Source organism: Acinetobacter sp. TTH0-4, from assembly GCF_015602665.1.
GTDB lineage: Bacteria > Pseudomonadota > Gammaproteobacteria > Pseudomonadales > Moraxellaceae > Acinetobacter > Acinetobacter albensis.
In genome coordinates this window covers 417,762-438,195 of sequence record NZ_CP059079.1, presented here as the reverse complement: position 1 = coordinate 438,195, position 20,434 = coordinate 417,762, and the positions used below count along the sequence as shown (strand labels likewise).

23 protein-coding genes are annotated in these 20,434 nt (G+C 38.4%); 12 read left to right on the top strand and 11 right to left on the bottom strand.

The genetic code is table 11. From position 1 onward, the window contains the following. Positions 1-231 precede the first annotated feature (231 nt). Genes H0S58_RS02110 through H0S58_RS02100 form a run of 3 tightly spaced genes read right to left on the bottom strand, consistent with a single transcriptional unit; the run spans position 232 to position 3,075 of the window. Positions 232-1,305 (bottom strand): DUF6670 family protein, encoded by a 1,074-nt coding sequence (locus tag H0S58_RS02110; RefSeq protein WP_195726997.1) that lies wholly within the window; start codon positions 1,303-1,305, stop codon positions 232-234. A 38-nt stretch (positions 1,306-1,343) separates the two neighbouring features. Continuing rightward, complete coding sequence (gene pssA / locus H0S58_RS02105) at positions 1,344-2,171, bottom strand: CDP-diacylglycerol--serine O-phosphatidyltransferase (protein ID WP_053579553.1); 828 nt, start codon at positions 2,169-2,171, stop codon at positions 1,344-1,346. Between the two features lie 46 nt (positions 2,172-2,217). Beyond that, positions 2,218-3,075 carry a 23S rRNA (adenine(2030)-N(6))-methyltransferase RlmJ gene (locus tag H0S58_RS02100; RefSeq protein WP_053579552.1) on the bottom strand — a complete coding sequence of 286 codons (858 nt, stop codon included), beginning with the start codon at positions 3,073-3,075 and terminating at the stop codon, positions 2,218-2,220. 116 nt (positions 3,076-3,191) lie between these two features. Here H0S58_RS02100 and H0S58_RS02095 point away from each other — a divergent pair, with 116 nt between their 5' ends. Continuing rightward, positions 3,192-3,794 carry a 2OG-Fe(II) oxygenase gene (locus H0S58_RS02095; RefSeq protein WP_195726996.1) on the top strand — a complete coding sequence of 201 codons (603 nt, stop codon included), beginning with the start codon at positions 3,192-3,194 and terminating at the stop codon, positions 3,792-3,794. Between the two features lie 90 nt (positions 3,795-3,884). Then, positions 3,885-4,412 (top strand): hypothetical protein, encoded by a 528-nt coding sequence (locus H0S58_RS02090; RefSeq protein WP_195726995.1) that lies wholly within the window; start codon positions 3,885-3,887, stop codon positions 4,410-4,412. A 100-nt stretch (positions 4,413-4,512) separates the two neighbouring features. Here H0S58_RS02090 and H0S58_RS02085 read toward each other — a convergent pair whose 3' ends face one another. The 5 genes from H0S58_RS02085 to H0S58_RS02065 all read right to left on the bottom strand — a co-directional run bounded on the left by H0S58_RS02085 (position 4,513) and on the right by H0S58_RS02065 (position 9,083). Further along, the gene (locus H0S58_RS02085; RefSeq protein WP_053579549.1) at positions 4,513-4,773 is read right to left on the bottom strand and encodes a DUF2789 family protein; all 261 of its coding nucleotides are present in this window, start codon (positions 4,771-4,773) and stop codon (positions 4,513-4,515) included. Between the two features lie 118 nt (positions 4,774-4,891). Continuing rightward, positions 4,892-5,140 carry a DUF2789 family protein gene (locus H0S58_RS02080; RefSeq protein ID WP_053579548.1) on the bottom strand — a complete coding sequence of 83 codons (249 nt, stop codon included), beginning with the start codon at positions 5,138-5,140 and terminating at the stop codon, positions 4,892-4,894. Positions 5,141-5,319: 179 nt separating this feature from the next. Further along, positions 5,320-6,306 (bottom strand): malate dehydrogenase, encoded by a 987-nt coding sequence (locus tag H0S58_RS02075; RefSeq protein WP_053579547.1) that lies wholly within the window; start codon positions 6,304-6,306, stop codon positions 5,320-5,322. A 169-nt stretch (positions 6,307-6,475) separates the two neighbouring features. Continuing rightward, a complete protein-coding gene (locus H0S58_RS02070; RefSeq protein ID WP_195726994.1) occupies positions 6,476-7,132 on the bottom strand; it encodes a ribonuclease I in 657 nt (218 codons plus the stop codon). A gap of 31 nt (positions 7,133-7,163) precedes the next feature. Continuing rightward, entirely contained in the window at positions 7,164-9,083 is a 1,920-nt protein-coding gene (locus H0S58_RS02065) for a transglycosylase SLT domain-containing protein (protein WP_413784415.1), read from the bottom strand. Between the two features lie 423 nt (positions 9,084-9,506). Here H0S58_RS02065 and miaB point away from each other — a divergent pair, with 423 nt between their 5' ends. From miaB to H0S58_RS02045, 4 genes are all read left to right on the top strand, one after another. Further along, entirely contained in the window at positions 9,507-10,961 is a 1,455-nt protein-coding gene (gene miaB, locus H0S58_RS02060; protein ID WP_195726992.1) for a tRNA (N6-isopentenyl adenosine(37)-C2)-methylthiotransferase MiaB, read from the top strand. A 37-nt stretch (positions 10,962-10,998) separates the two neighbouring features. After that, the gene (locus H0S58_RS02055; RefSeq protein ID WP_053579544.1) at positions 10,999-12,105 is read left to right on the top strand and encodes a PhoH family protein; all 1,107 of its coding nucleotides are present in this window, start codon (positions 10,999-11,001) and stop codon (positions 12,103-12,105) included. An 8-nt stretch (positions 12,106-12,113) separates the two neighbouring features. Continuing rightward, positions 12,114-12,593: an rRNA maturation RNase YbeY gene (gene ybeY / locus H0S58_RS02050; RefSeq protein ID WP_053579543.1), complete on the top strand. Its 480-nt coding sequence runs from the start codon at positions 12,114-12,116 to the stop codon at positions 12,591-12,593. Between the two features lie 99 nt (positions 12,594-12,692). Then, entirely contained in the window at positions 12,693-13,091 is a 399-nt protein-coding gene (locus H0S58_RS02045) for a hypothetical protein (RefSeq protein WP_195726991.1), read from the top strand. A 48-nt stretch (positions 13,092-13,139) separates the two neighbouring features. Here the strand turns inward: H0S58_RS02045 and H0S58_RS02040 are convergent, their stop codons facing one another. Further along, a complete protein-coding gene (locus H0S58_RS02040; protein ID WP_195726990.1) occupies positions 13,140-14,018 on the bottom strand; it encodes an energy transducer TonB in 879 nt (292 codons plus the stop codon). A gap of 236 nt (positions 14,019-14,254) precedes the next feature. Between H0S58_RS02040 and H0S58_RS02035 the strand changes: the two genes are divergently transcribed. The 5 genes from H0S58_RS02035 (at position 14,255) to H0S58_RS02015 (ending at position 17,609) form a co-directional block, all read left to right on the top strand. Then, positions 14,255-14,944 (top strand): hypothetical protein, encoded by a 690-nt coding sequence (locus tag H0S58_RS02035; protein ID WP_195726989.1) that lies wholly within the window; start codon positions 14,255-14,257, stop codon positions 14,942-14,944. Positions 14,945-15,099: 155 nt separating this feature from the next. Continuing rightward, positions 15,100-15,813: a DUF3108 domain-containing protein gene (locus H0S58_RS02030; protein ID WP_193889621.1), complete on the top strand. Its 714-nt coding sequence runs from the start codon at positions 15,100-15,102 to the stop codon at positions 15,811-15,813. 90 nt (positions 15,814-15,903) lie between these two features. Further along, positions 15,904-16,479 carry a xanthine phosphoribosyltransferase gene (locus H0S58_RS02025; protein ID WP_053579538.1) on the top strand — a complete coding sequence of 192 codons (576 nt, stop codon included), beginning with the start codon at positions 15,904-15,906 and terminating at the stop codon, positions 16,477-16,479. Positions 16,480-16,647: 168 nt separating this feature from the next. Then, complete coding sequence (locus H0S58_RS02020) at positions 16,648-17,010, top strand: VOC family protein (protein ID WP_212772141.1); 363 nt, start codon at positions 16,648-16,650, stop codon at positions 17,008-17,010. A 212-nt stretch (positions 17,011-17,222) separates the two neighbouring features. Beyond that, on the top strand, positions 17,223-17,609 hold the full coding sequence (locus tag H0S58_RS02015) for a hypothetical protein (RefSeq protein WP_053579537.1): 387 nt from the start codon (positions 17,223-17,225) through the stop codon (positions 17,607-17,609). Between the two features lie 47 nt (positions 17,610-17,656). On the opposite strand, the gene wrbA is transcribed toward H0S58_RS02015, so the two are convergent. After that, complete coding sequence (gene wrbA / locus H0S58_RS02010; protein ID WP_195726988.1) at positions 17,657-18,253, bottom strand: NAD(P)H:quinone oxidoreductase; 597 nt, start codon at positions 18,251-18,253, stop codon at positions 17,657-17,659. A 115-nt stretch (positions 18,254-18,368) separates the two neighbouring features. Here wrbA and H0S58_RS02005 point away from each other — a divergent pair, with 115 nt between their 5' ends. Next, complete coding sequence (locus tag H0S58_RS02005; protein ID WP_053579535.1) at positions 18,369-19,616, top strand: YihY family inner membrane protein; 1,248 nt, start codon at positions 18,369-18,371, stop codon at positions 19,614-19,616. 122 nt (positions 19,617-19,738) lie between these two features. Here the strand turns inward: H0S58_RS02005 and H0S58_RS02000 are convergent, their stop codons facing one another. Next, complete coding sequence (locus tag H0S58_RS02000) at positions 19,739-20,380, bottom strand: fumarylacetoacetate hydrolase family protein (protein ID WP_195726987.1); 642 nt, start codon at positions 20,378-20,380, stop codon at positions 19,739-19,741. Positions 20,381-20,434 lie beyond the last annotated feature (54 nt).

The window sequence follows — 20,434 nt, the reverse complement described above, 5'->3', positions numbered from 1 at the left end:
TCTTTATTCTTAAAGAGTCAACTGGTTTTATTGATTATTTTTAAACTTCTTTAAGATCCTTAGATTTAACCCTTTAAGCTAAACCCTTGTTTCTCAACAAGTTTTAATCAACATCACCGCCGATGGATGTGCATTCTACAGCATTTTAATCACCATACAACCCCTTTTTTATTTTATTTTATTAAAAACACTTCAAATGTTTATTTATTCTTCTATTTGCTAAATTAAATACTAGGTTTTGCATGCAAAAGGTACAGAATGTGCAAAATTATCTTTTATTTTTGCTTGGTTGTTTTTTTCTTGCCACCTTAAAGAGCGGCAATCGATGTATTCACAATACCCACTTTCCCCCTCTTGTTCTTCATTATTTATTTTAACTTGATATTTAAAGCTTCCAACATAACCCGCAGCCAACCCAAACTTAAAATCACCACGACTTTGCGCTTGAACTGAAAGAGCATAACCATCTTTACCCAAATAACGCCATTCAAACTCGCGTGGTAAATACATGCTATGCCCATTTGGAGTTTTTACTTTTGGATAAACACGATGAACTTTGAAATGAACATTTTGATCAAACATTTGCACTGTGCCATTACTGGCATCTCTTAAATACAACCGAGATTGTAAAATTCGGTTAAATGAGTCACGGAGCTGCATTAAAACAAGTTGACGATTGTTGGCTAAATTGATGATCTGGTGGGTAAAAAAAGCAAGAGGTAAATATGAAAAGTTAATTGCTCGCCCATATTCAAATGCACCTATATGTTGAATGCTAAATTTCTGATCTTTGTAGACTACCTCACCTTCACATGTGCACAACACCGACCAATATTCAGCCATCCCCATCGGCAATTTAATAAAATAAGAAATAATATTACTGGTATGAATATTTAAATCAAAACTGAGCTCATTATCTTTACGTAAGATATGGAAGTGTGGAAAACATCCCGAAATAAGTTCCCTTTCAGCAAACTGGAATTGCTCTTTGTGGAATTGACAATCTTTGAGAATTGAATAGGCATTGAGTTGCCCAACCATATGTGGACTTGTGCTAACCATCACAGTCGCAGTATCTTGAGCAGTACTACAAATTACACTTTCATTACGCAATATAGGCACATTGGGCTGCCCTATCAGGCTTCGAAAGTTTAAATAATGTAAGGGAGTAGGTAGATCAGGAATGATCAAGCCCTGATGAATGATTTTATATCGCCCTTTTGGTGGATGATAAGCAAGCTGGGCTTGAAAAGGAGCCTGACTGAGTTGTTTGGATTGGTCAAATAAATCTGGAAACAACTGCATCTCATGCTCCTTTTTATTGTCGTTATATTAATCTCATTTTATATAGGGTTATTTTTTTTTGCCATAAATGTTGTCACAAAACCAGACAACGCATAAATAATTGAAATGATCAAAATGCCGACTGGAATATTATAAGTAACTGCCGCCAATATAAAAACAATAATCGGTAAAACTGCAAAAGGTACACGTTTACGATCTACTGTTTTAAACGAATAATATTTGATATTTGAAATCATCAACAAACCCACTGAGATAATGACAGCGGCATTAATGGCTTGAATACCTTTTTCACGTAAATCGAAAACTGCTGGAAAATCTCGCGCGACCAGTACTAATGAGATAATCATCACCGCAGCCAATGGACTGGCAACACCAATAAAATAGCGTTTATCGACTACACCAATTTGTACATTAAAACGTGCCAAACGAAATGCAGCACATGCAGTATAAACAAAGCATGCTGCCAAACCCAAACGACCTAAATCATGCAGGCTCCAGCTATACATTAAAATAGCCGGCGCAACACCAAATGCGAGTAAATCCGACAAGGAGTCAAATTGCTCACCAAACGGACTTTGCGCACCAATTGCGCGTGCCACTCGCCCATCTAGACCGTCAAGTAATGCCGCGATAAAAATGGCGTACACCGCTTGGGTATAATCACCATTCATACTGGCAATAATTGAATAAAAACCCGACAGTAAAGCAGCAGTGGTAATCAGATTCGGCCACAGATAGATTCCACGACGTTTTACCTTTTGCCCTTCTTGGGTATGTTCCTCTTCTTCAACTTCAAAGGTGATGCCATCAAAAGCATGCTCATCCACTGTAGAAGACTTACTTTCAGGTTTGTTTATATTTGTCATTCTTGTCGATCCTAACTGTAACCGTATCTCTTCTTAAGCGCTTATCTTACTCGCCAACCAACCAGCGTACCGCAGCATGACCACCATTTTCACTCATTCGCAAATGTGGAAATAACCATTGGAGTGCTTCATCTGCATCTTGTGAGAATTTCCAAGGTGGGTTGATCACCAATAAACTACAACCATTTAATCCCACAGGAGTATCATCAGGCCATACACAAATTTCACACACCAATTGACGACGAATCCCAGTTTTGATCATTTTCTTTTCAAAACGATCAATCATGGCGCGATCTTTAATTGGATACCACACAGCAAAAACACCTGTTGGCCATTTCTTGTGTGCCATTGCCAACAATTCTACCAATTGTGGAAAATCTTTACGTTCTAATTCGTAAGGCGGATCAATCATCACTAAACCACGCTTTTCTTTCGGTGGAATAACGCCTAACAATCCTTCATACGCATCACGTTCATGCAGACCTGCACGGCGATCACGAATATTAAAATATAATTGCTGAAAAACTTCACTTTGCATTTCAAAAATAGTGGCTTGATCAGTTTCACGCATGCCCTCTAAGGCAAACCAAGGGGAACCTGGGTAAGCACCTTGACCTGAACCTGCACGCATATCTGCAACAATTTTAAGATATTGTTTGATGGCTTCTGGCGCATTACGCGTAATTGAATCATCTAGTTTAACTAAACGATGAATACCATTTAAAAACTCACCTGACTTTTGTGCAGCCGATGTCGATAAATCATATTTACCTGCACCACCATGCGTATCGATATAGCGATAAGGTTTATCTTTTGCATTTAAACGTGTTAAAAGTTGGAGCAATAACACATGCTTCATAACATCAGCAAAGTTGCCTGCATGAAAATGGTGACGGTAATTCATGTTTCTTTCATTCCTATAATCAATAGATATTTTAGCATGAAAAATTGTTTCATTCCGAAGGATATCTTGCTCTAGAATACGCCACCCTTTTTCTTATTATTTTTGAGTATAGCGATATGGATGCAACTCGACTCCCAAAGTCATGTCATGTTGATCAAATCATTGACGATTTAGATCAACAGGGTTTTACGATTATTGATCATACTTACCCGCTCGACTACATGAGTTCTTTATTGGAAGAATGCATAACCAATTTAAATCATTTTCGCACTGCTGCTATTCAGAGTGGTGTTATCAGTAAAATCCGCAGTGATCATATTCTTTGGATTGAGGATGATTTAGCCATAGCTCAACAGCATATTGAAATACTACGGCATCTCTCTCAGCTCCTTAATCAAAATTTCTACTTAGGGATTAAAGAAGTGGAAGCGCATTTTGCCTGCTATCAATCAGGCGAATATTACGCTTTACATCGAGACAATCCACAACAAAAAAATAATCGTGTGATTTCGAGTGTTTATTACTTACACCAAGAGTGGCAACAAGATTGGGGTGGAGAATTACACCTTCAAGACAAAAATCAAAAATGGCATACCATTCAACCTCATCCCAATCGCTTGGTATTATTTCAAAGTGATTTATTGCATGAAGTACTTGTAGCAAAACATCAACGCCTGTCTATCACTGCATGGCTACGTAATGGTTGTTCTGTATTGTAATTGATGCTTTTAAAAGCAGAATGCAGCCGCGCCCTTTTAATTCTTAAATTTGACCCGATATACCGATTATTCATTTATGAGGTTGGGCCAATGTTTGAAAATACAAAACAAATTATCGAGCGTATCGGTGAGACCGATCAATTGTATTTAACAAATAATACGCCTGAACTTGCTTTAGAACGTGCAGACTTGCGCTTACAACTGGTGGTATTTAGTAATTCCCGCCAAGAACAGATTCATTTTCTACAAGAAGCAATTGTTCTTTTAGAGCAAGCACGTATTGAATATGAAGAAATGCCTATGCGGGTTTATTTAAACTTGTCTATTCAATTGGCTAAAGCATATATGATGTATTTTGACATCAGTAAAGAAGTACGTTTTGCATTAATTACACAGCAAATTTTAAAACCGCTTAATCAACATGCGCACAGTGATATTTATTTTTTACTGGCATATGCGTCTATTTCTAAAAATGAGATTGCGCTTACACGGCATTGGCTAATGAAATACAGTAAAACCAGTGATTTTGATTTAGAACTTTTGCAAACGCATCCTGCTTTTAAAAATATTCGACAAGATCTGTGGTTTGTCGAATTACTTCAGACCAAGCTTCATTAATTAAAAAAATAAAGATTTCAATTAAAAAACTAAAAACTCCTTCAACCGGAGTTTTTAGTTTTCTGATGTTCTATTTTAATCAAATTTCATCAGATATTTTTTAAGCCATATGTGCTTTAGACGCATTCATATGCAGCTGTTGATTCAACTCATCCACCCACATGACCCATTCATCCGCATCTTCTACTAAATAACGAATAAGGAACTCACGCTGAGACTTAGTCCAGAACGGTGCATCATGCAGATTGATATGTGCAGGCAATTGATGGGTACGAATAAACAACTCTATCGCTGCTTGGCTACTGGCAAGACCAAGTTGAGAAAACAGTAACTCCAAAGAAGGCTTATTATTCATGAGCATCGGGTACTCCTTATTTGCTAAATTGTCATTTGTTATACATTTAACTTATAAGAAATATCAGCAAAATAATAGCCATCCAAACTATTATGTTGTTTCAATTTGTGATTAAAACACTGTCTTACAAATGCACATGTGCATCACTATGTAATTGTTCATTTAATGTATCGACTACAATGGCCCATTCATCATCTTTTTTCCAATGACTTTGTAAAAACTCGCGCTGCCCTTCACTCCAAAAATCTGCACAATGGAGTTTAGTCTCAGCAGCCAATTGATGGGTTTGAATAAATTTCTCAATAGCTTCTTGGTTATGCTCTAAGCCTAACTGTTGGAATAAAAGTTCTAGGGTCGGTTGCTCATCAAACATCTTTTTTCCTCAAGTTTTTATTCTGAATACTCAAAATAACGTGATTTAGTAAAGAGTTCAGCTAGAACTCCTTATTATCTTGTTATGGTTTTGTTCCCTTTACAAAGTTCAGGCATTAAAAAAGCACTCTTGTTAGAGTGCTTTTTACAATTTAGCTTTAAAACTAAATTTTTAAAAAATTAGTTAAACAAGTGAGCAATTGCTGCACGTTCGCCTTCTAATTCTTCAAGTGTAGCATCCATACGTTCACGGCTGAATGCATCAATTTCTAAGCCTTCAACACGTTTGTATTGACCGTTTTCACATGTTACTGGAACACCGTACATCACGCCTTCAGGAATACCATAAGAACCGTCAGAAGGAATACCCATCGTTACCCATTCGCCATTTGTGCCAAGAGCCCAGTCGCGCATATGGTCGATTGCAGCATTTGCAGCAGACGCAGCAGAAGATAAACCACGTGCTTCAATGATTGCAGCGCCACGTTTACCAACCGTAGGAAGGAATACGTTTGCGTTCCATTCTTGATCGTTGATCATGTCTTTAACGCTTTCGCCATTGATGGTCGCAAAACGGTAGTCAGCATACATGGTTGGAGAGTGGTTACCCCAAACAGTAAGGTTTTTAATGTCTTTAACCGCTTTACCTGTTTTAGCCGCAACTTGACTAAGGGCACGATTATGATCAAGACGAAGCATCGCAGTGAACTGACCTGGGTTTAGATCTGGAGCAGATTTCATCGCAATATAAGCATTCGTGTTCGCAGGGTTACCTACAACAAGAACTTTAACGTCACGGCTTGCATGGTCGTTAATTGATTTACCTTGAACAGTAAAGATTTTAGCATTTTCTTGTAAAAGTTCAGCACGTTCCATACCAGGACCACGTGGACGAGAACCTACAAGTAAGCAGTAATCAGCATCTTTAAATGCCACATCTGGATCATCAGTACCGATCATGCCTTCTAATAGAGGGAATGCACAGTCTTCAAGTTCCATCATGACGCCTTTAAGCGCAGCTTGAGGCTTCTCAAAAGGAACTTCGAGCAACTGCAAAATAACCGGTTGATCTTTACCTAGCATCTCGCCGCTTGCGATACGGAATAGTAAGCTATAACCAATTTGACCTGCAGCACCAGTAACGGCAACACGAACGGCTTGCTTCATCTAATTATCTCCAATTGAGGATAGTCAATGCGATTAAATAGTTAGTCCATTTAATCTAATAATCGTAATCGCCAAAGATTGTACTCCAATCAATCAACCGATGCATGCAAAAGAGAATGAATTTCAACAAAAGTCTGATAGGAAGTATCAATAAAATAGGTCAAAAAGACTAGTAAGAACCTTTTATTGTAAATGAGGCTGGACAATTCGTGTCTACGGTGACTGAGCATTGCTTATATTGACCATTGGTTTTATAGCAAAGTTTGACTTCCGTTAAAATGGTGTTTTGTTGAATAGCGGCACAATTAAATCTAAGCGCTTGACTTGGTAGCGTTGGGTTTAAACGCAAAAATTGTGAACGAAACTCAGTAAGTTGGATCGTACGCGTTTCAGGACTGGTTAATTCACTGGGTATTTTTAAACGTTCAGCATAATTAATCACCGTACGAAAATATTGACTGGCATTCATCGGGACACACCCACCAATCGATCTCCAGAGTTGTAACCGAGTATTTCCATCAGGCATAACACGAGCAACGACTTTTGCTTGTAACGGTGAGAGTTCAGCGGAAGAATTGGTTTTGCAATCGGTTTTTGATGTTTCAGGATATAAGCCTGAAATATTTAATGCATACCCCTCTAAACATTTCCTCTTCTTTGAGCTGTGGGTATCTAACATACATACGGCAGGCGTCATTTGTATCACCATGACATAGCCCTGCACGGGCACTGCATAAATACGAGGCGTTATCAGGATGAGTCCTACTCCACTCAAGCCAAAAGCTGCCCACTTTTTTAACGCAGGCATGTATTCAAAAAAAATCATCAACAAACCAGACCTATCGCTACAACTCATATTAAGGATTGTTTCTTAAAGGAATAATATTCATACGTTTTTCAAGTGACTGTGCACCTTGTCCAAGCAATACACCATAATGTGTAGCATTGGTCATGACGTGTTTAACATAATCACGTGTTTCATTCAGGGGGATCGATTCTGTATATTGATCAGCCGCAATCGCTTGAGTTTCAGGTTGCCAACGACGTGCTCGATTTGGACCAGCATTGTAACCCGCAGTAGCCAAAACAGGGCTATTGCTTAACTGACTTTGAATCATAGATAAGTAGAACGTACCATAACGAATATTGGTGTTCATATCAGTCAATGCAGCAGGATTATAACTTTCACCCATTTGTCTTGCGATCAGTTTTGCCGTGTCTGGCATAATTTGCATTAAACCACCAGCACCTACGTGTGAACGTGCATTCGTCACAAAACGACTTTCCTGGCGCATCAGACCATACGCCCATGCAGGATCGACGCCAGCATTACGACTGTGACTGACCACATAGTTTTGATGTGGCATGGCATAACGATAAGCATAATTATGTTTATTTTCAGTCCGATCTGCAGCATAAATGGCACGGTCATACCACCCCATATCTGTGGCACGTTTAGCTGCGGCCAATAGAAGACCATCATCATGTTTTAAATAGGCCTGACGCACTGCCCAATTCCATTCACGATTAATATAATTTTCAGGAGCATCTACACGGCGCAAAGCAAAGGCACGACTAAAATGAATATCCTGATTCAACCGTTGTAAATCATGATTAGAGGGTTGAACATTATTCGGCAGGTTGCTGTATTTTTGCCCCAACTGGTCTTTAGCCAGCAAATTATGATAGTCATCACCTTCAGCCAGTTTTTTAAAAATCTGTTGTGCTGCACGTTTTGATGAGGCATCGCCACGCTGTTCTGAAGCACGTGCCAACCAATATTGCCAACGATCTTCTTGTTTTTGGGTGACGCTCATCGCATCGATGGCGCGAATCAAACTTTCCCATGCGCTAAAGCGAATCGCTTGACGGGCATAAATCTCTGCTTCTTCTGAACTAAAAGGCAGACCATAACTGGCATCTAAATAATTTAGCACTTCACGGTTAAAGTTATTTTTCATGACCGTTGTACCACCAATATATCCAACTGCACGATATAAGGCTTTTTGTACTTGTACAGGTGTCCCTTGTGCTGCACGCTGAACTGCAGACAGCGCAGAATTTAAATCACTGTCCGCTAATCGTCCCATTGCAAAAATTAAATAAGCGTGATCAACGCTTGATGCTTTGGGTGCAGACCATAAATAATTTAATGGATTTGCCTGAATTTGATTGAGCTGTGCTAGAGATAAATTAATGCCTAATGTTTGTGCTGTGGCTAATGCCTGACCTGACTGACCTGCACGAAGTTGCCCCCATACGCGTTGTTGCCGATCTTGCTCCGTCATTAAGGGGCTAGATAGCATCATACGCCCCAGACCTGTACATAATTCTGGCTGTGAATTGGTCGTCAACCACACATCTTTAAATTCGGCAAAAACCAGTGGATCACCTGACTTGGCTCGCACTTGAGCCACTGCACAGCTTTCTGCCTGATCTGCATTGGTTACATACGGCAAAACCGGCTGTGCAGATGCAAAATCTGCTTGTTTAACTTTTTCCTCAACATAATCTGCTGCCAATTTTTCGGTCATAGCAGATTGTGGATAACGTTGGGCAAAACTGGTAATTTGACTGGATGATTGTGCAGCTAAATTGGAATTGAGTGCCCAATATTCAGGATAATAGCCCAATACATCATTTTGCATAGAGCGTTGGTATTGTTGAAGTAACCCTATATTTCCAGAATTGGCGGCTCTTAAAGCATCATTAAATTGTTCATCTGCCGCATGGCTTAGGGACATACAACCTGTTGATGCCAAGCTCAACGCAAGCATTTTATAATATTTTTTATGAATTACCCGATTGAACATATGCTGGTCTTCCGTCCTTTAATCTTGTATAGATCTTGCCTAATCATGTGTAAATAGTTTAAGTACTATTCAATAGGTCTACTGTTCTGTTATGTAACCTTATGATTAGACAATATTAATTTTCAATCATTTTTACTGCATAAATCAATATTTTTATGCGCTTATTTATATCTATAAGTTTATCTTCAATTCCTGCTAAAATATGCGCCTTTCTTCTATTCAAATTACAATTAGACAGATTGAGCCAGCCTAATTTTTTTCACTTCAGTTTTAATCCAAAATTGAAATCAAAAAGAAAAGTGGTTCTCCCTGCATCCCATTTCACTCATGGGAAATAAGGGAAATCTAAAATTGTGATTTCTTTGATTTATCCTTCTAGGAGCCTACATGACGGTTCAAACCTTCATTCCAAAAAGTGCCCAAGCTGCTTCAGAAAACACTGTCACCCAGCCACAGCACACCCATGTTCAAGATTCAGTCAAAAAACTGTACATTGAAACGCAAGGGTGTCAGATGAATGAGTATGACAGTCATCGTATGGCAGATCTTTTGGGCGACTCACATGGCTATGTGCTCACCAAAGATCCAAAAGAAGCCGATATTCTCCTGATGAATACCTGCTCTATTCGTGAAAAAGCGCAAGAAAAAGTCTTTTCTGAACTGGGTCGCTGGCGTAAGCTAAAAGAAAAAAATCCTGACTTAGTGATTGGTGTCGGTGGCTGTGTGGCATCACAAGAAGGCGATAACATTCAAAAACGCGCGCCTTATGTGGACATGGTTTTTGGTCCGCAAACCCTGCATCGCTTACCGCAAATGCTCGATCAACACTCTGATCAAATTGAAAAGCCGAAAAAAGACAAAATCAAATTGGTGGATATTTCTTTCCCTGATATTGAAAAATTCGACTTTTTACCTGAGCCACGTGTTGAAGGCTATAAAGCATTTGTTTCAATCATGGAAGGCTGTTCAAAATACTGCTCTTTCTGTGTGGTTCCGTATACCCGCGGTGAAGAAGTCTCTCGTCCTTTAGATGATGTATTGGCTGAAATCGCAGGCTTGGCTGAAAAAGGTGTACGTGAAATTTCGCTTTTAGGTCAAAATGTGAATGGCTACCGTGGTGAAACTTTCGAAGGTGAAATTTGTACCTTTGCCGATTTATTGCGTCTGGTTGCAGAAATTTCGGGCATTGGTCGCTTGCGTTATACAACCTCGCACCCGCTTGAATTTAACGATGATCTGATTCAATGCTATAGTGATCTACCGCAAATGGTCTCGCATCTGCATCTGCCTGTTCAAAGTGGTTCAAATGATGTCCTTCAAGCCATGAAGCGTAACCACACGATTGATGTGTATATCGATAAAATTGCGCGTTTACGTCAAGTCCGTCCGGATATGCATTTATCGAGCGATTTCATCATTGGTTTCCCAGGCGAAACGGATGCGCACTTTGAAGAAACCTACCAGTTTATTCAAGATTTAGATTTTGATCATTCTTACAGTTTTATTTATTCAAAACGCCCAGGTACGCCTGCTTCTGACTTGCCAGACAATACCCCTGAAGATGTCAAAAAAGATCGTTTAGGTAAAGTTCAACGCTGGATTAAACGTTCAAGCATTGATAAAACAGATGCCATGTTAGGTACAGTTCAACGCGTTTTGATTGAAAATGTATCCAACAAAGATCCAAATTTATTGGTCGGAACTGCAGACAACACGCGTTTAGTCTCATTTATTGGTGATGCTGCGTGGGTCGGGCGTTTTGCAGAAATCGAAATTACTGAAATTAAAACTTTAAATTTTGTTTACGGTGAGCTATTGAATCTTGAGCCTGACGTGGCGTAATGTAAGAGCTGACACACAATCATTATAAGGAATTATCTTGACTGCAGCGATTCGACGTACCGTGGCTTTTCCAGGCATTTCAGTAGACCGTTTAAAAAGTATGTTAGGTGCTTATAACGGGCATCTGAAACAAATCGAACAACGTTTAGATGTCAAAATAGCGCACCGAAGCGATAGTTTTTATATCGACGGTGAAATAGATGCGGTTGAGAGAGCCGAAAGCTTATTGCAGCGTTTGCATGAAGAAGCGGAACTCTCACAACAAATCAGTGCCGATGTTATTCATTTGATGATTCAGGGCAGTCAAACTGACCGTGAATTACAGATTGATCCAGATCAGGAACATACAGGTTTGGAAGAAGTCTGGTTACAAACGCGTAAGGGTCGTATTAATCCACGAGGAGCCAATCAAAAACGATATGTACAACGTATTTTACAAAGTGACATTTCGTTTGGTATTGGCCCTGCAGGTACAGGTAAAACCTATTTGGCTGTAGCCGCAGCAGTGGATATGTTGGAACGTAATGAAATTCAACGTATTCTTTTGGTGCGTCCTGCTGTTGAAGCTGGTGAAAAGCTTGGCTTTTTACCTGGCGATTTAAGCCAGAAAATCGATCCTTATTTGCGTCCTCTTTACGATGCTTTATATGAAATGTTGGGTTTTGAAAAAGTTGCAAAACTGATTGAACGTCAGGTGATTGAAGTCGCACCACTTGCCTATATGCGTGGTCGAACGCTGAATCACTCTTTTGTCATTTTAGATGAAGCACAAAATACCACGCCAGAACAAATGAAAATGTTCTTGACCCGTTTAGGTTTTGGTTCACGTGCGGTCATTACGGGTGACATTACTCAGGTCGATTTACCACGTGGTCAACAGTCAGGTTTATCTCATGCATTGCGTGTGATTGAAAACATTAAAGAAATTCATATCACGCGCTTCCATTCACGTGATGTGGTCCGTCATCAGCTGGTACAAAAAATTGTTGAAGCCTATGAAGGCTGGGACAGTGAACAACACCGATTAAGTGCAGAAGGACGTGCTGAACGTAAAGCTCGTCAAGATGCCTTAATTTCTGAAAATGACTCAGCTGCAGATGCTCAACATCATGGGCAGACAGAGCAAAGTCAAGAAAATATGTAAGGATTGTTTTGAAACTTAGTCTATCGATTCAACAAGCGTTTGAAGCACCTGAATTGGTGCTCAAACGTGTTTATTTAAAAAAAGTCATTGAAACGACACTACGCTATATCGATACACAAAGTGATTGTGAAATGGGTATTGCCTGTGTCAATCATGATGAAAGTCATAAACTCAACCTTCAATATCGAGATAAAGACAAACCAACCAATGTACTGTCTTTCCCGAGTGACTTGCCTGATGAAATGGCACAAATTTTAGATACATTTCCTCTTGGTGATTTAGTGATTTGTATTCCTGTGGTGTTACAAGAAGCAATTGAGCAAAACAAAACACCAATTGAGCATTTTACCCACATGCTCGTGCATGGCACATTACATTTAATGGGTTATGATCATGAAACATCTGAGCAAGACGCGGAAGAAATGGAAGCTTTGGAGATTCAAATTTTAGCCAAATTAGGTTTTGAAAATCCCTATCTAGAACAATAATTTTTATATAAAAAAATCAAACCCGATGCATCTAGATGAGTCGGGTTTATTTATGCTAAAAATAATCCAATATTAAAAAATAGATCTAGGCCTCATAAAATGTATCAGCCGATTTCGAAAATAGTATGTGTACTCGCATTATGTTGCACCACCCCACTCTATGCCAATCATGCAACCGACTGTAAAGAGGTAAAATTTCAAGCTACAGATCAAGCGTGGACTGGGCATTATTATTTACAAGGTGTCATGGAAGTCGGCTCAGAACTGTTACTTCAAGACCATGGCAAGTTTAAATGGTATTTAGCCGTGGGATCTTTAGACCAATATGCAGAAGGCACATGGTGGAAAAATGGCAACTGTATTGGCTTAAAAGCATTGCCGAAATACACCAAACAGTTAGAAATTTTTCCTACTCGTTTAAAAATTTCAGATGCTCATTTAATGGTCACTTGGATGGATGGCAGCCATCAAGGACATTATATCCGTGCCACACCATAAAATATAAATCATTGAAACCGTGAAATAGAAATCATTACTGGCAAATCATCAATGCACTTCAAATTCAGCTTCAGCAGGATCGAAACGCCACGTTCGTACAACCCGAAGCTCTGAAATATCCTTCATATTTTGCTCAAAATCACCAAATGGCGCAGCCTTGCGCACCGAAGTTTTAGCAGCTTCATCTAAAACTGGATGCCCTGAACTTTCAATTAAACGCAGTGCGCGAATACCGCCATTTTTATTTAAGATGACCATTAAACGAACTTCACCAGCTAAACGTTGCTCTTTTGCAGTATCAGGATAATAACGGTTGCCGTAGAACTCGACTTTCTGCCGAAATTTTTCTAAATATGCTGCAGAAATATCTCGTTTAGCTTGAATGCCATCGACTGTTTTAATTTTTTGCTGACGGCTAAAGTTTTGCTGACGTTGTAAATATTGTGCTTCAAGACTGGCGACCATTGCAGCTTTGGCCTGAAACTGGCTATTTAATGCTTGCATGGCCTTTTTACGTTGATTTTGTTCCGCTTCTTTTTTCCAACTGAGGGTGGTCATTAAAACCTTTTCCTCAAAGCTGAGTTCACTTTTTTGTTGTAAACGCTCTAAAGTTTCTTGTTCTTGCTCACCCGCAGTCTGTTCAAGTTCAGCAGCCGGCATATCACTTGACATACGATGTGCCTCACGAAATGTGCCTGAACCCTGCTGATCAGCCTGTGCCAAAAAATCTGCATTTTTAATTTGATCTTTACTTGGGCGTAAAGTTACTGCAATTTCTTTGACTGCTGCATCGCTTTCTTGTGGCATTGCAAACTGTAAGGTTAAAACAATCAAATGCAGAACTACAGCCAAAATAACGGCACTGCTAAAAACAGGGTCTTTCCACCATGCATGCATAAAAGGTGCAAAACTAATTTTTTTAAGCATCACATTAAACCGACAAAATGTCTGGTTCCCCAAACTGCATTATGCAGTATAAAATAATTACAGCTTCTACTTATGAGCGAAAAACGAGAACTCTATCAATAAGCCAGCTATACCCAATTAAAATCATGAAAATGGTGCAATTAATTTTGCTAAACTGCAAGACAGAATACTTGTATTTTTAATACTTTCGAAAAAATTTATCCAAGTAAAAAGATGAATTAGCTAGGATGCCTAATATGCAAACGCTACTATCCAATATCTCTAAACGTATACGCCAAGTGTATCAAAAAGCAGAAGGGTTTATTGAAGATGAGCGTGAATTCCCATTATCGCAAGTTTTTCTGAACGCCACTTTTCAACGTTTCGTGACTGATAATGTGTCTATGCTGAAAGATTTGCATGCGGACTTACATGAGGATTGGCTACGCTTATATGCCACATTAGACTTTAAAGGCCTGAATATTACTTTGTCAGTCGACTTAAAGCTGATTCAAATGGAAATGAATAAAGACACCCAACTCATTGTTTTTGAGCAAATCAGTGACACGCAAGTCATTGATGCAAAATTTAAAAATGTATTCCAAAAATTAGCCGTCAATATGGCCTTATTTTTCTATCAAAAAGTTTTAAATAAAGATCCTTTAGGCATGATTTTAGAAAAGCTAAATGTCATAACAGTGAAAGACGATTTACTCTATCTAGATTTAAATCGCTGGTTAGGTAAACAACGTTCTATTATTGATACTTTAGCCAAAGTTCATGTCAATCATGCCGTTTTACGTGAAGCCAAACTGGTGGTCATGGGTAATGTCAATCTGACAGCACTGTTTAGAAAAATGTCTGAAGACCCGATAGAAGACTGGTCACTTGACGAGGAATTATCTGAAACCGAAGTCAGTCCCATCAAGCAAAAAGTAAATTCATAATTTGATTAGTTCAACTGTATTCAATTATCCAAAAAGACTACACAAAGATACAGATGAGATAAAAATCCAAATTTTATCTTCATCATCCAAGTGCATAATGTTGCATAAGTAAAATGAACTGTATTTTAATTCAACTTCATAGGAAAAGATGACTTATGGCTCAACATGTATTGAAAACAATTGCGATGGCCACGGGCGTAATGGCGACCTTATTGTTCACAGGGTTCTCAAGCCAGACCTTTGCCATGAGTCCATTCCAAGCAAGTTATCAATTTAGCTATAATGGCAAAAATATGGGTTCGGCTACACGGACTTTAAGCAAGTCAGGCAATAACTGGAGCTATGTCTTTGCTGCAAAAGCAGGTGCTATCGCCTCTGCAACTGAAACCAGTCGTTTCAGCTTAAGCGGCAATAACATCATTTCAAATAGTTTTAGCCGAAGCAGCAAGATTTTAGTGCATAACAACACGATGAGTATTAATTTCAATCCAAATACAAAAACCATTTCGACTAAAAAAGATGATAAAGCACGATCATTTGCATGGAAGGCTGGAGTACTGGATGAATTGAATGCAGAATTACAACTCCGTGAAGATTTAAAAACGTCTGGTTTAAAGCCAAGTTATGCGATTGCAGATGCCAAAGAAATTGAAGCCCGTCGTTTCGTCAAACAGGGTTCAGAGAAAGTTAAAACATCTTATGGTACTTTTGACACCATTAAAGTAGTAATGAAACATGATAAGCCAAATCGCGATACAATTTTCTGGTTAGCGCCTAAATTGGACTACGCACCAGTAAAAGTGTCTCATCAAGATGGTAAAACTTCTTATGGATTGCTATTAACTGGCTACAAAGGCTCAACAAATTAAACCATTTGGTCAATTTTACTTGCATTTTTTGAGAGCCTTTTTAAAATACGCTTTTGCTTGAACAAGCATTTGCCCTTAGAGGACTCTCCCGTGCACGCACTAGAACAGAAAATCTTAACTGAAGGTATCGTTCTATCAGATCAAGTTCTGAAAGTTGATGCTTTCCTGAATCATCAAATTGATCCTGTACTCATGCAGCAAATTGGTAAAGAATTTGCTGCACGTTTTAAAGATGCCGGTATCACCAAGATTATTACCATCGAAGCATCTGGCATTGCACCTGCTGTTATGGCGGGTTTAGAACTGGGTGTACCTGTGATTTTTGCACGTAAATATCAGTCTTTAACCTTAAAAGATGATTTATACCGTTCTAAAGTATTTTCTTTCACCAAACAAACCGAAAGTACCATTGCGATTTCAAACAAACATCTTAGTGCTAGCGATAAAGCCTTAGTGATTGATGACTTCTTGGCAAATGGTCAAGCTGCTTTGGGCTTAATTGACTTAATTCATCAAGCCAATGCTGAAGTGGTGGGTGTCGGGATTGTGATTGAAAAATCATTCCAATCAGGTCGCGACATTTTGCTTGAAAAAGGATATCGCGTAGAATCTTTAGCACGGGTTCAATCTTTAAGTCACGGCACTGTTGAATTTGTACGAGACTAAGTTTCAATTTAAATTTTAAAAGAGTGCTTAAGCACTCTTTTTTTATTTTAGATTGTGTATAAATCATAAACAGCTGATTGCAAAATAGCGCACTAAAATATTATCAATAGTTCAATATAGAGTACATCCAAAAAAATTTCACTTTTTAAAATTTTATGCAGGATTAAAATGATTACTCCTTCTTTGCAAAGTATTATGATCTACGCGAAAGATATGCAAAAAACAGCACTTTTTTATACAAAACATTTTAACTTTCAGAGCAATAAAGAAATTATAGATGGCTTAATTGAATTAAATTCAGAAAGTGGAAACATACAAATTTTAATTCACCAAGCCGCTAAAAGCTTAAAAACAGGACAAGCGAATATTAAATTGGTGTTTTCAGTTGTAGATTTAAACGCTTTCAAACAACAGGCTTTCGAAAATGGCTTGGTCTTTGGTGTCACGCATCAAGCAAATGGTTATCAGTTTTCCAATACAAAAGATCCTGATGGGAATTCAATTTCAATTTCTAGTCGTCGCTATAGATAAATCGACACTCTTTGTATAAAACCTTTCTCCTTAATGAACAGTTTACATTTACAACTTAGATAAACTTCTCAAGCCTATCTTCAGCTAAAATTAGACAAATATAAAATATTCCGAAATTTTATGTTGTTGATAGACATAATTTTTTAGCAAATGTTAGCAATTTTAATAACATTTCTAAACCTTATAACAAGATGAATCAGAGATAAAAGTAAATGGAACAATCTATTCAATGCCCAAAATGTGGATCTGCTGACGTTGAAAAACGAAATCATGAAAAACAATTAAGAACCATTAGTGGTTTATTGATGACTTCTGCTGGTGCAACAGCAGGCACAGTCGGTGGTGCAGCAACTGGCGCATCTACAGGTGCAGCGATTGGAGCTGTCGCAGGCCCTTTAGGCGTTATTTTCGGCGGGACAGTGGGTACTTTTGTCGGTGCTATCGCTGCTGGGGTAACTGGCGGTGTCTTAGGTAATGTATTAGGCAAAAAAGCAGGTGTAATTATCGATAAAAATATTTTCTTAGATTACAAATGCTTAAAGTGTAAGCACCGCTTTAAACAAAAAATAAAAATCGACGTCATCCAAGATAAAAAGTGAGCTGATTTAGCTCACTTTTTGAGAAGAATGTGCAAGCTTATCGAAGATTAAAGCGATTGTAATTTTTGCACGATTTGACCTAAATATTTACCTTGTTCTTCACATAGAACCTTTTCATCCTGACTTAATGTCAAATCATGACGTGGCCCACTGACATGACTTGCGCCATAAGGTGTTCCCCCCGACTTGGTATGAGATAAAGCAGGGTTCGCATTGGGTAATCCCATGATCATCATCCCATGATGAAACAATGGTGGAAGCATGCTCAAAAGTGTACTTTCCTGACCACCATGCATAGAACCTGATGAAGTAAATACACAGGCAGGTTTATGGTGCAATGCACCATTTAACCAAAGACTGGTGGTCTGATCCCAAAAATACTTCATTTCACTCGCCATATTACCAAAGCGTGTTGGTGAGCCTAAAGCCAGACCTGAACAATTTTCCAAATCATCCAAACGACAATAAATATCCCCCTCAGCAGGAATACTTGGTGCTGCCATTTCGACTACAGTAGACAACTCTGGAACAGTACGAATTTTGACTGCTATTCCTGTAGCTTCAATACCATTGGCAATTAAATGGGCCATTTCTTTGGTTGAACCGTATTTGCTGTAATATAAAACAAGAACATAAGGCTGCATAATTTTTTATAATCAAGATCAAAGAAGAAAACTATACGGTATTTTTTCTATTTTTTGGTTAAGCTTGGTGATGAAAATTCATTAAGATGATTAAAAAAATTGAGACTTTATATCTATGTTAGAAAAATATTTAAGTAAACTTCCTTTTTATAACAAAACTTGGTTTCAATTTGTTTTATTTGTGATCAGACGTTTTGAAGCAGATCGTTGCCGTGAACAAGCAGGCTCGTTGACTTATACAACCCTGTTTGCCGTTGTTCCGATGCTGACGGTTTTTTTGGTGATTATTTCATCTATTAAAGCACTCGAGCCTGCCCGTCAGCAATTACAGCAATTGATTTATAGTAATTTCTTACCTAAAACCACAATCGCATTTGATAAAGCCTTTAATGCCTTCACTGATAAATCCAGCAATCTGACTGTCATTGGTATTTTATTTCTGTTTATTACGACTGTGATGATGCTGACCAGCATTGAAACTGCTTTCAACCGAATTTGGCGAGTACGAGAAACTCGCGGTGGGATTATTGGTTTTATGCGCTATTGGACCATTATTTCACTCGGCCCAATTTTACTGGGTAGTGCATTCGTGATTTCATCTGCGGTCGCATCTTTAAATGTACTGAGTAATAATTTTGCAGGCTATGAAGTGAATGGCGCATTTATTTTTTGGTGTATTTCCTTTTCACTTACCATTTTAGGTTTCTTTATTCTCAATTGGACTATTCCAAACCGTAGCGTTCCTATCAAATCTGCCTTAATTGCAGGCACATTCAGTGCAGTGGTATTTGAATTATTAAAGAATTTATTCGGGTTTATCATGTCCAATTTTACTAGTTATGAAATTGTATATGGTGCTTTTGCTGCTGTTCCAATTTTTCTTTTATGGATTTTCTTATCTTGGAATATTATTTTATTGGGTGTAGAAATTAGTTATGCCTTAACCGCATTTTATACAGGCAAAGAACAAAAACGCCATCCCATTATTATGTTGTTAGATTTATTGGAATTATTTTATAAAAAACAACTTAAGGGCGAAAGCGTCACCGATAAAGAAGCTTTAGATGTTTTAGGAAGAGAAGAAATTGGGCGCTGGCCTGCCTATGTACAAATGTTGGAACAACAGAATCTAGTCAAACGGACGGATGATAATGAATTTGTATTGGTACGCAATTTATCTCAAGTCGATTTCTGGAGTTTCTATTCAAAACTTCCTTACCCACTTCCGCAACGCCATGATGTAGGCAACATTCATCCTGATGATGAATGGATGCAGAAACTCGGGCCCACACTGATTGAAACGGATGATTATTTGTCAGCAAAATTGGCTATTCCGTTATCTAAAATTTTAGAACAGAAATAATAGTCAATTTAAGTAAGGCCAAACATAATTTTATTTTTTCCTACATTTACTGACTAGCAAGGATGAAACAAAAAATACAATGAAAAAAGGACGACATCATGTCGTCCTTTTTTTAATTTACCTTAGGCTTGAACAAAAGTTTTCCAGACAAAATCTTGAGTTTTACCTTGCAAAGTCATACTCAACTGATCCCCTGCTTTTAATGCTGCTACACCTGCAGGTGTACCTGTCATTACCACATCACCTGGTTCTAGAGTAAAAACCTGATTAATATTGACCAGTAATGTGGCAATATCAAAAATAAGAAAAGCAGTATCTCCTGCTTGACGCAACTCATCATTTACATGAAAACTATATTGAACGTTGTGCCAGTCTTTAATTTCTGAAACATCAATCCAGTCTGCCAAAACACAAGAACCATCAAAGGCTTTTGCACGTTCCCAAGGCTCACCTTTCTGTTTCAAATCATTTTGTAAATCACGTAAAGTTAAATCTAAACCAAGCGTCACGGCGCCTACAGCCTGTAAAACTTTAGCTGGATCGGTTTCGGCTTTTAAGGTTCGATCAATGCGTAAGCTTAATTCACACTCATAATGGCAACTGCCCCATGCAGAATTCCATGAAATCCCTTGTTCTAAAGAAAGTAAGCTGCTGGGCGGCTTTATAAATAAAACAGGACGATCAGGAATGGCATTGCCTAATTCTTTAGCATGGTCTGCATAACTACGACCGACACAGATAATTTTTGATGGACGTGTACTCATGATCTTCCTTTATATTTCATTTCTACGCGATTAAAAAACTGAGTTCTTAAAAAA